The 11302-nt window shown below is 68.1% G+C and carries 8 protein-coding genes and 1 tRNA gene; 7 read left to right on the forward strand and 2 right to left on the reverse strand.

The annotated features are described in order from the left end of the window. Window positions 1-43: 43 nt before the first annotated feature. Window positions 44-124 (reverse strand) — tRNA-Leu (locus tag GV015_RS13310). Window positions 125-178: 54 nt separating this feature from the next. Here GV015_RS13310 and GV015_RS13315 point away from each other — a divergent pair. Next, entirely contained in the window at window positions 179-784 is a 606-nt protein-coding gene (locus GV015_RS13315) for an ANTAR domain-containing response regulator (RefSeq protein WP_064296913.1), read from the forward strand. Window positions 785-858: 74 nt separating this feature from the next. On the opposite strand, the gene GV015_RS13320 is transcribed toward GV015_RS13315, so the two are convergent. Beyond that, complete coding sequence (locus GV015_RS13320; protein WP_137241667.1) at window positions 859-1281, reverse strand: hotdog fold thioesterase; 423 nt, start codon at window positions 1279-1281, stop codon at window positions 859-861. A 55-nt stretch (window positions 1282-1336) separates the two neighbouring features. Between GV015_RS13320 and polA the strand changes: the two genes are divergently transcribed. The 6 genes from polA (at window position 1337) to uvrB (ending at window position 11230) form a co-directional block, all read left to right on the forward strand. Next, window positions 1337-3997, forward strand: a complete 2661-nt coding sequence (polA, locus tag GV015_RS13325; RefSeq protein WP_159878811.1) for a DNA polymerase I — start codon at window positions 1337-1339, stop codon at window positions 3995-3997. A 55-nt stretch (window positions 3998-4052) separates the two neighbouring features. Further along, window positions 4053-5729: a DUF885 domain-containing protein gene (locus GV015_RS13330; RefSeq protein WP_159878813.1), complete on the forward strand. Its 1677-nt coding sequence runs from the start codon at window positions 4053-4055 to the stop codon at window positions 5727-5729. After that, window positions 5726-6712, forward strand: a complete 987-nt coding sequence (locus tag GV015_RS13335) for an epimerase (RefSeq protein ID WP_159878815.1) — start codon at window positions 5726-5728, stop codon at window positions 6710-6712. Before GV015_RS13330 ends, GV015_RS13335 begins: the two co-directional genes overlap by 4 nt. Window positions 6713-6886: 174 nt before the next feature. After that, complete coding sequence (gene rpsA / locus GV015_RS13340; protein ID WP_056005690.1) at window positions 6887-8344, forward strand: 30S ribosomal protein S1; 1458 nt, start codon at window positions 6887-6889, stop codon at window positions 8342-8344. Window positions 8345-8465: 121 nt separating this feature from the next. Then, the gene (gene coaE / locus GV015_RS13345) at window positions 8466-9095 is read left to right on the forward strand and encodes a dephospho-CoA kinase (RefSeq protein ID WP_159878817.1); all 630 of its coding nucleotides are present in this window, start codon (window positions 8466-8468) and stop codon (window positions 9093-9095) included. A 68-nt stretch (window positions 9096-9163) separates the two neighbouring features. Then, window positions 9164-11230 (forward strand): excinuclease ABC subunit UvrB, encoded by a 2067-nt coding sequence (gene uvrB / locus GV015_RS13350; protein WP_056777426.1) that lies wholly within the window; start codon window positions 9164-9166, stop codon window positions 11228-11230. The last annotated feature ends 72 nt before the right edge of the window (window positions 11231-11302 follow it).

Raw genomic sequence — 11302 nt, forward strand, 5'->3', positions numbered from 1 at the left:
AGCATGTTGAGTGCGCCCGGAGGGCTTTCCCACTCGTTCGCGGTACCGGTGGTGGGACTCGAACCCACACGTCTTTCGACAAAGCATTTTGAGTGCTCCGCGTCTGCCATTCCGCCACACCGGCGCGTCCGCCGCACGGCGAACAGCAACCTGCATCAGAGTACCGTAGGATTTGAGGGTGACCGAGCAAGAGACCCCTCCCGCAGCCCCACGGCGCGTCGTCGTCGCTGAGGACGAATCCCTCATCCGCCTCGACATCGTCGAGATCCTCCGCGACAACGGTTTCGAGGTCGTCGGCGAGGCCGGCGACGGCGAGACCGCTGTCGCCCTCGCGACGGAACTCCGTCCGGATCTCGTGATCATGGACGTCAAGATGCCTCAGCTCGACGGCATCTCCGCGGCCGAGCGCATCGGTAAGGCGCACATCGCCCCGGTGGTCCTCCTCACGGCCTTCAGCCAGAAGGAGCTCGTCGAGCGGGCGAGCGAGGCAGGCGCCCTCGCCTACGTCGTGAAGCCGTTCACGCCGAACGACCTCCTTCCCGCGATCGAGATCGCCCTCTCGCGCTACCAGCAGATCATCACCCTCGAGGCCGAGGTCGCCGACATGGTCGAGCGCTTCGAGACCCGCAAGCTCGTCGACCGGGCGAAGGGCCTCCTCAACGAGAAGATGGGCCTCACCGAGCCCGAGGCGTTCCGCTGGATCCAGAAGGCCTCCATGGACCGTCGCCTCACCATGCACGATGTCGCGCAGGCCATCATCGAGCAGCTCAGCGCCAAGAAGTAGCGCTCCTCCCTCGTCGCAAGAGCGGCCCGTCCCCTCGGGGGCGGGCCGCTCTGCTGTGTCCGGTGCCGGGCTCGTCAGCCGGTCGGTGCGTCCTTGATGAGGTTCGTGATGCGGATCGTGGAGCACCGTCGTCCCTGCTCGTCGCTGACGGCGATCTCGTGCACGGTGAGCGAGCGACCGAGGTGGATCGGGGTGCAGACACCCGTCACGAGGCCCTCGGTGGCGGACCTGGTGTGCGTCGCGTTGATGTCGATGCCGACCGCGAGTTTGCCCGGGCCCGCGAAGAGGTTGGCGGCCATCGAGCCGAGGGACTCGCCGAGCACGACGTACGCCCCACCGTGCAGCAGCATCGCGGGTTGGGTGTTGCCCTCGACGGGCATGGTGGCGACGGATCGCTGCACCGTGAACTCCGTGAACTCGATGCCCATCTTGGCGGCGAGTGCGCCGCTGCCCCTCGTCCGCAGGAACTCGAGTGCGTCGTCGGTCTCGTTCGTCATGTCCACCTTCGGATCGGGCCTGAGCCGTGTCGGCACCGGCTTGTAGGCTGGGCGCGTGTCGGAATCAGAAAAGCCTACCCTCCTCGTCGTCGACGGCCACTCGCTCGCATTCCGGGCGTTCTACGCCCTGCCGGTCGACAGCTTCCAAACCCGCGACGGTCAGCACACGAACGCCATCCACGGCTTCATCTCCATGCTGATCAGCCTGCTCAAGAACGAGAACCCGAGCCACATCGCCGTGGCGTTCGACATCTCGCGCCGTTCCTTCCGCACCCGCGAGTACCCCGAGTACAAGGGCACGCGCGGCGAGACCCCGCCGGAGTTCAAGGGGCAGGTGCCGCTGCTCGAAGAAGCGCTCAAGGCGATGAACATCACGACGATCAGCAAAGAGGACTACGAGGCCGACGACATCCTCGCCACCCTCGCTAAGCAGGGCGCTGAGGACGGCTTCCGCGTGCTCGTCGTCTCCGGCGACCGCGACACCATCCAGCTCGTCACCGACGACGTCACCCTGCTGTACCCGTCGAGCCAGGGCGTCTCCGCGCTCACCCGGTACGACGGAGCCAAGGTCTTCGAGCGCTACGGCATCCGGCCGGAGCAGTACCCGGAGATCGCGGCGCTCGTCGGTGAGACGAGCGACAACCTCCCGGGCATCCCGAAGGTCGGCGAGAAGACCGCCGTGAAGTGGCTCAACCAGTTCGGCTCCCTCGAGCAGATCCTCGAGCGCGCCGACGAGATCACCGGCAAGGTGGGGGAGAGCCTCCGCGAGCACAAGGAGAACGCGGTCCGCAACCGCCGCCTCAACCGGCTCCTCACCGACGTCGAACTGCCTGTCGGACCGAAGGACCTCGAACGCCGACCGATCGACGCGGACGCGGTGGCGGCCGTCTTCGGGCGGCTCGAGTTCCGCACGCTGCTCGATCGGGTCCTCAAACTCGACGGACTCGAGGCCAACACGGATGTGTCCGCACCGCAGGCGGGCGGCGTGGTCATGCCGCCGCAGAAGGAGCTGCTCGACGAAGAGCTCGAGGCGTGGATCACCCGTGCCGTCGCCGCACATCCCGCCGGGATCGGTCTCCACCTCGACCTCGACGGAGGCCTGCCGGTCGCAGCCGGCCTCGCGACGCCCACGGAGATCGTCTCGCTCGCCTGGCGTCCCGGCGAAGCCGACTACGCCCCGCTCGAAGCGTGGTTGGCGAGCGACGCCCCGAAGATCATGCACGACGCCAAGCCACAGCTCCAGGCGGTCACGCGCGCCGGCCTGACGGTCGGCGGACTCGGCTACGACACCGCGGTCGCCGGCTGGCTCCTGCGTCCGAGCGGCGGCGACAAGACCATCGCCGACCTCATCACGCGCTATCTCGACGAGACGATGCCCGTCGCCGACCCGAACCAGCTCGTCCCCGAGACCGACCCCGTGGGTGCCGGCGGCACCGCCTGGTACGCCCTCCGGGTCGCCGAGGCGACCCGCACGGCGCTCGACGCCGGGTCGCTCGGCGTACTGCTCGACATGGAACTGCCGGTCCTCCAGGTGCTGGCCCACATGGAGCTGACCGGCGTGACGGTCGACCACGACATCCTGAGCGGCCTGTCCGAGCAGCTCGGCAACCGGGCCGCGGAGCTCGCGAGCAACGCGTATACGGAGATCGGCCGCGAGGTCAACCTCGGATCACCGAAGCAGCTGCAGGAGGTCCTCTTCGACCAGCTCGCCATGCCGAAGACACGCGCCAACAAGACGGGCTTCTCGACGGACGCCGGCGCCCTGGCCGATCTCCAGGAGAAGAGCCCGCATCCGTTCCTCGGGCTTCTCCTCGAACACCGCGATGCGACGAAGCTCCGCCAGATCGTGGAGACGCTCGACAAGGCGATCACGCCCGACGGCCGCATCCACACGACGTACGTGCAGATCGGGACCAGCACCGGTCGGATCTCCTCGACCGACCCGAACCTGCAGAACATCCCCGTGCGCACCGAGGAGGGACGCCGCATCCGTGCCGCCTTCCAAGCCGGCTCCGGGTACGAGACCCTGCTGACCGCCGACTACTCGCAGATCGAGATGCGGATCATGGCGCACCTCTCCGGCGACGCCGGCCTCATCGAGGCGTTCAAATCCGGCGAGGACCTCCACCGCTTCGTCGGCGCGCGCATCTTCGGCGTCGCCGCCGAGGACGTCACGCCCGCGATGCGCAACAAGGTGAAGGCGATGTCGTACGGACTCGCCTACGGTCTGAGCGCGTTCGGGCTCTCGAAGCAGCTGCGGATCACGAGCGCTGAGGCGAAGCAGCTCATGGTCGACTACTTCGAGCGCTTCGGTGCGGTCCGCGACTACCTGCGCAACGTCGTCGAGCAGGCGAAGCTCGACGGCTACACCGAGACGATCTTCGGTCGTCGGAGGCTCTTCCCCGAGCTCTCGAGCCCCAACCGACTGGTCAGGGAGAACGCCGAACGTCAGGCGCTGAACGCCCCGATCCAGGGTTCGGCCGCCGACATCATGAAGCGCGCCATGATCGGCATCGAGTCAGAGCTGCGCTCCGAATCACTCGGCTCGCAGATGATGCTGCAGGTGCACGACGAACTGATCTTCGAGGTCGCCGAGGGGGAGTGGGACGCCCTGGAGCGCATCGTCCGAGCGCAGATGGCCGGCGCCGCCGAGCTGTCGGTACCGCTGGAGGTCCAGATCGGCCGCGGCCACGATTGGGGCGCCGCAGCCCACTGAGCGCCCTGCGGGTCCGCACCCGGGTGTCGTGCGGGTGCGGACTAGGCTCGACGTCATGTCCCACGAAGAACCTCGTCAGAGCACACCGATCGACGCCATCGCCGAGAGCTGGGTGGAGACCCTCGTCCAGCTGAAGCCGGAGGTCGGCACCTACATCGGCCGCACGGACGTCGGCGGACGGTATGGCGATTACTCGCCGGCCGGGCACGAGGCGTACATCGAAGCCGCGTCGCGCACGCTTCGCGAGCTGCGGTCGGCCGCACCGGTCGACGCCGTCGACCGCGTCACCCAGACCGACCTCTCGGCGGAGCTGGAGCTCGACCTCGCCTCGTCGGAGGCCGGTCTCCAGTACCGCGACCTCAACGTGATCGCGTCGCCGTCGCAGGAGCTGCGCGATGTCTTCGACCTGATGCCGACGGCCACGGTCGAGGACTGGAGCACCATCCGGACCCGCCTCGGCGCGTTGCCGGACGCGGTCGACGGGTACATCGAGACCCTGCGCGCGGGCATCGCCCGGGGGATCACCCCGGCACGCCGTCAGGTGGCCGAGGTGTACGAGCAGGTCCTCCGCACCGGCGCCGACGACGGGTTCTTCATCGGCTTCGCCTCCAACGCCGAACCGGCGGACGGCCAGCTCCCGGCGTCCCTCGCCGGCGAACTCTCGACGGGTGCCGGTGCCGCAGCCGTCGCCTACAACCGTCTGGCGGACTTCCTCGCGCACGAACTGCTGCCTGCTGCAACCCAGGAGGACGCCATCGGCCGCGAGCTCTACGCGCTGCAGTCCCGCCGTTTCCTCGGCGCGACGGTCGACCTCGACGAGAGCTACGAGTGGGGCATCGAGGAACTGGCGCGCATGGTGTCGGAGCAGGAGGCGATCGCGAACGAGATCCTCCCCGGCGCGTCCGTCGAGGAGGCGGTCGCCTTCCTCGAACAGGATCCGGCGCGCAAGCTGCACGGCACCGACGCGCTCCAGCGGTGGATGCAGGAGACGAGTGACCGTGCGGTCGAGGAGCTGGGGCGGACGCACTTCGACATCCCGCAGGAGATCCGCGCGCTCGAGTGCATGATCGCGCCGACGCAGGAGGGTGGGATCTACTACACCGGCCCGACGGACGACTTCTCTCGCCCTGGCCGCATGTGGTGGTCCGTCCCCGCCGGCGTCACCGAGTTCGACACGTGGCGCGAGCTCACGACCGTCTACCACGAGGGTGTGCCAGGACATCACCTGCAGATCGGGCAGGCCGTCGTCAACCGGAAGACGCTCAACCTCTGGCGTCGACAGCTCGCCGGCACCTCCGGCCACGCCGAGGGCTGGGCGCTCTACGCCGAGCGCCTGATGGAACAGCTCGGATACCTCGACGACCCGGCGGACCGCCTGGGCATGCTCGACGGTCAGCGGATGCGCGCTGCCCGCGTCGTCCTCGACATCGGCGTGCACCTCGGCAAGCCGCTCCCGGACGGCAGCGGGACCTGGACCGCCGAGTACGCCTTCGACTTCATGGGTCGCAACGTCAACATGTCGCCGGAGTTCGTCCGGTTCGAGGTCAACCGGTACCTCGGTTGGCCCGGCCAGGCGCCGTCGTACAAGATCGGCCAGCGCATCTGGGAACAGCTCCGCGACGACGCGGCCCGCCGCGCCGGGGACGCCTTCGACATCAAGGACTTCCACCGTCGGGCACTGGACCTCGGTGGCGTCGGGCTCGACACGCTGCGGTCGGCGATGCTCGGATGACGGCCGAACGGATCGTCGTCGCCGGCGCGTCCGGGTTCATCGGGCGTCGTCTGGTCGAGTCGTTCCGGGCCGACGGCGCCACCGTCTCCGTCATCGGGCGCGGTGCCGCCGACGCGCGGTGGGGTGACCACGCGGGCATCGCCCGGCTGGTCGACGGCGCGGACCTCTTGGTCAACCTCGCCGGGAAGAGCGTGAACTGTCGCTACACCCCGTCGAATCGTGCCGAGATCCTCCGGTCCCGCGTGGACACGACGACGGAGCTGGCGCGGGCGGTGCGTGCAGCCGCTGCGCCTCCGCCGCTCTGGATCAATTCGTCGACCGCCACGATCTACCGCCATGCCGACGACCGCCCGATGACGGAGGCCGACGGTGAGATCGGTTCCGGGTTCTCCGTCGACGTCGCGACCGCCTGGGAGCAGGCGTTCTTCGCGGACGAGCTGCCCGGGACACGACGGGTCGCCCTCCGCATCGCGATCGTCCTGGGCGACGGCGGAGCACTCACCCCGCTCCGTTGGTTGGCGCGCCTCGGCCTCGGCGGACCCCAACTGGACGGTCACTGGCCCCGTTCCCGATCGCGTCGTGCCGCTGGGACGGATCACCGCTTCGGGACGCCGGGCGGGCGGCAGCGGTTCAGCTGGATCCATCTGGACGACGTCGTCGGCATCGTCCGGTTCCTCCGTGGCCATCCCGAACTCGACGGCGTCGTCAACGTGACGTCCCCGAACCCCACCGACAACCGCGGATTCATGCGGACCGTGCGGTATGTGCTCGGGATGCCGGTCGGCCTCCCCGCACCCCGCTGGTTGCTGGAGATCGGGATGTCCATCCTGCGTACCGAGAGCGAGCTGGTCCTGAAGAGTCGCTGGGCGGTGCCGGAGCGGTTGCTGCAGGCGGGCTACCAATTCAAGCACCCGACGCTCGATCCAGCGCTGCGGGACATCCTCTCCGACCGTGGCTTGCCTGCACACCCGGAAAATCGCTAGACTGGACTGTCACAATTGTGACGTCCTATCCGCCTGCCCGTCTCGCAGAGCGACACCGATCCCCGGATCGGTTCACACAACAGCATCGCTTCGATCAACGTCCGTGGTCATCCACGGGTCCGGAGCCGTGCGCGAGGCCGGCCTGAATCATTGTCCACCTGGAGCAATTACTACATGACAAGCGCAACGACCGCCCCCAAGCAGGTCGCAATCAACGACATCGGATCTGCTGAGGACTTCCTCGCAGCGGTCGAAAAGACTCTGAAGTTCTTCAACGACGGCGACCTCATCGAGGGCACCGTCGTGAAGATCGACCGCGACGAGGTCCTCCTCGACGTCGGCTACAAGACCGAGGGTGTCATCCCCTCGCGTGAACTCTCCATCAAGCACGACGTCGACCCCTCCGAGGTCGTCAACGTCGGCGACACGATCGAGGCTCTCGTTCTCCAGAAGGAGGACAAGGAAGGCCGTCTGATCCTGTCGAAGAAGCGCGCGCAGTACGAGCGTGCTTGGGGCGACGTGGAGAAGATCAAGGAATCCGACGGCGTCGTCACCGGTTCGGTCATCGAGGTCGTCAAGGGCGGCCTCATCGTCGACATCGGCCTCCGTGGCTTCCTCCCGGCCTCGCTCATCGAGCTGCGCCGCGTCCGCGACCTCACGCCGTACCTCGGCCAGGAGATCGAGGCGAAGATCCTCGAGCTCGACAAGAACCGCAACAACGTGGTCCTGTCGCGCCGTGCGCTCCTCGAGCAGACGCAGTCCGAGAGCCGCACCACCTTCCTCAACAACCTCCAGAAGGGACAGGTCCGCAAGGGCGTCGTCTCCTCGATCGTCAACTTCGGCGCGTTCGTCGACCTCGGCGGCGTCGACGGTCTCGTCCACGTCTCCGAGCTCAGCTGGAAGCACATCGAGCACGCCAGCGAGGTCGTCGAGGTCGGTCAGGAAGTCACCGTCGAGATCCTCGAGGTCGACCTGGACCGCGAGCGCGTCTCGCTGTCGCTCAAGGCGACCCAGGAGGACCCGTGGCAGGTCTTCGCCCGCACCCACGCCATCGGCCAGGTTGCACCGGGTAAGGTCACCAAGCTCGTCCCGTTCGGTGCGTTCGTCCGCGTCGCAGACGGCATCGAGGGCCTCGTGCACATCTCTGAGCTCTCCGGCAAGCACGTCGAGCTCGCCGAGCAGGTCGTGTCGGTCGGCGAAGAGGTCTTCGTCAAGGTCATCGACATCGACCTCGAGCGTCGCCGCATCTCGCTGAGCCTCAAGCAGGCCAACGAGGGTGTCGACCCCGAGGGCACCGAGTTCGACCCGGCCCTCTACGGCATGCTCACGGAGTACGACGAACTCGGGAACTACAAGTACCCCGAGGGCTTCGACGCCGAGACGCAGGAGTGGAAGGAAGGCTTCGACGCCGAGCGCGAGAAGTGGGAGCAGGACTACGCTGCCGCCCAGGCTCGTTGGGAAGCGCACAAGAAGCAGGTCGCTGCCGCAGCCGTCGAAGAGGCCAACCAGGCTTCCTCGTCGACCGCGTCCTCGTCGGCCGGTTCCTCGTTCTCGAGCGACTCCGCCGGCGGCGGCACGCTCGCTGACGACGAGTCCCTCGCGGCTCTGCGCGAGAAGCTCTCGAGCAACTAGTCCCACCAGCACCGACCAGCGTCGGTGTCCAGCAGGGGGTCGCCTTCGGGCGGCCCCCTGCTGCGTTGTGCGAGGGGCGCTGGTCGAAGGCGCTGCACGCTCCGCGGGTACGCTGGCTGACATGTACCTCATCGGCCTCACCGGCGGGATCGCCTCCGGCAAATCGACCATCGCGGCCCGGCTCGCTGAACACGGCGCCGTCGTCATCGACGCGGACGTCCTCTCACGAGAGGCCGTCGAGCCGGGGACCCCGGGACTGGCCGCCATCGCGGAGCGCTTCGGTGCCGACGTGATCGGGCCCGACGGAGCACTCGACCGCGCTGCGCTCGGCTCCATCGTCTTCGCCGACGACCAGGCGCGAGCCGACCTCAACGCCATCGTGCACCCGGAGGTCAAGCGGCGTTCACAGGCCCGGATCGCCGAAGCCTCGAGCGACCCCGGTGCCGTCGTCGTCTACGACGTCCCGCTGCTCGTCGAGACCGGCCGCGCCGACGAGTTCGACCTCGTGGTCGTCGCCGCAGCTCCGGAAGGGGAGCGCGCCCGTCGGCTCGTCGACCTCCGCGGTCTTGACCGGGGCGAGGCGGAACGACGGATCGCGGCCCAGGCGACCGAGGAGCAGCGCGCCGCCGTCGCCGACGTGGTGATCGACACCGCCGGCTCGCTCGAGTACACCCTCAGCCAGGTCGACGCGGTCTGGCACCGCGCCGCCGCGGCCGCTGTACCGGCGCCCGACCGTCAGGACGGCGTCTGAGCGCTTCGCCCGCTCCGCTGTGGGCGAAGCGGGGCAGTGGTGTCGGTGGTCCTCCGTAGACTCGGAGCATGGAACCAACACGCGCCGTCCGCCCCTTCGAGGTGATCAGCGAGTACGAGCCGAGCGGCGATCAGCCCGCCGCCATCGAGCAGCTGTCCGGGCGCATCAACGCCGGCGAGACCGACGTCGTCCTGTTGGGCGCCACGGGTACCGGTAAGTCCGCGACGACCGCCTGGCTCATCGAAGCCGTCCAGCGCCCGACGCTCGTCCTGGCGCACAACAAGACGCTCGCGGCCCAGCTGGCGAACGAGTTCCGCGAGCTCATGCCGAACAACGCGGTCGAGTACTTCGTCTCCTACTACGACTATTACCAGCCCGAGGCGTACGTCCCACAGACCGACACCTTCATCGAGAAGGACTCGTCGATCAACGCCGAGGTCGAGCGACTGCGGCACTCGACCACCAACTCGCTGCTGAGCCGTCGCGACGTCATCGTCGTGTCGACCGTGTCGTGCATCTACGGTCTCGGTGCGGCGGAGGAGTACCTGGAGGCGATGGCGGCGCTGCAGGTCGGGCAGAACATCGGGCGCGACCGCCTCATCCGCAAGTTCGTCGGCATGCAGTACAACCGCAACGACGTCGACTTCTCGCGCGGCAACTTCCGTGTGCGCGGCGACACCATCGAGATCATCCCGGTCTACGAGGAGCTCGCGATCCGCATCGAATTCTTCGGCGACGAGATCGAGGCCCTCTACGCCCTGCACCCGCTCACCGGCGACGTCGTGAAGAAGCTCGACGCGGTGTCGGTGTTCCCGGCCTCCCACTACGCCGCCAGCCCGCAGACGATCCAGCGCGCCATCGGCACCATCCAGGAGGAGCTGGCGGAGCGGCTCCAGTCGCTCGAACGCGAGGGCAAGCTCCTCGAGGCGCAGCGGCTCCGCATGCGGACCACTTTCGACCTCGAGATGATGCAGCAGATCGGCTTCTGCTCCGGCATCGAGAACTACTCGCGCCACATCGACGGTCGCTCGGCCGGTGAGGCACCGAACTGCCTCCTCGACTACTTCCCCGACGACTTCCTCACCGTCATCGACGAGTCGCATGTCACCGTCCCGCAGATCGGCGCGATGTTCGAGGGCGACGCCTCCCGCAAGCGCACCCTCGTCGAGCACGGGTTCCGACTCCCGAGCGCGATGGACAACCGCCCGCTCCGGTGGGACGAGTTCAAGAACCGCGTCGGCCAGACGGTGTACCTCTCGGCGACGCCGGGCAAGTACGAGATGGGCATCGCGGACGGCATCGTCGAGCAGATCATCCGCCCGACCGGCCTCGTCGACCCGGCGATCATCGTAAAGCCCTCCAACGGCCAGATCGACGACCTCCTCGAGGAGATCCGGGTCCGCGCCGAGCGCGACGAACGCGTCCTCGTCACCACCCTCACCAAGAAGATGGCGGAGGAGCTCACCGACTTCCTGACCGAGGCCGGCGTGCGCGTCCGCTACCTGCACTCCGACGTCGACACCCTGCGGCGGGTCGAGCTGTTGAGCGAACTCCGGCAGGGCGTCTACGACGTCCTCATCGGCATCAACCTGCTGCGAGAGGGCCTCGACCTCCCGGAGGTCTCGCTCGTCGCGATCCTCGACGCCGACAAGGAGGGCTTCCTGCGCTCGTCCACGTCGCTCATCCAGACGATCGGTCGCGCCGCCCGCAACGTGTCCGGCGAGGTCCACATGTACGCCGACGTCCTGACCGACTCGATGAAGCGCGCGATCGAGGAGACGGACCGTCGCCGCGAGAAGCAGGTCGCCTACAACGAGGAGCGCGGGATCGATCCGCAGCCGCTGCGCAAGCGGATCGCAGACATCACCGAGGCGCTCGCCCGGGAAGGCGCGGACACCGCGGCACTGCTCGCCGGACGCGACAACGGCAAGAAGAAGAGCCCGACGCCGAACCTGCGGCGGGAGGGCATCGCCGCCGAGGGCGCGAACGACCTCGAGTCGATCATCGCGGACCTCAACGCGCAGATGCTGGCCGCCGCGGCGGAGCTCAAGTTCGAACTCGCCGGCCGTCTCCGCGACGAGGTCTCCGAACTCAAGCAGGAACTTCGACAGATGGCCAAGGCCGGGCACATCTAGTTCGCCGCTTCGCTGAGAGCGCAGTACCACAGACACCGCTCGGGAGTCCGGTGTCGGTGGTGCTGCGTAGAC

The sequence above is a fragment of the Plantibacter sp. T3 genome (genome assembly GCF_902506515.1).
GTDB lineage: Bacteria > Actinomycetota > Actinomycetes > Actinomycetales > Microbacteriaceae > Plantibacter > Plantibacter auratus.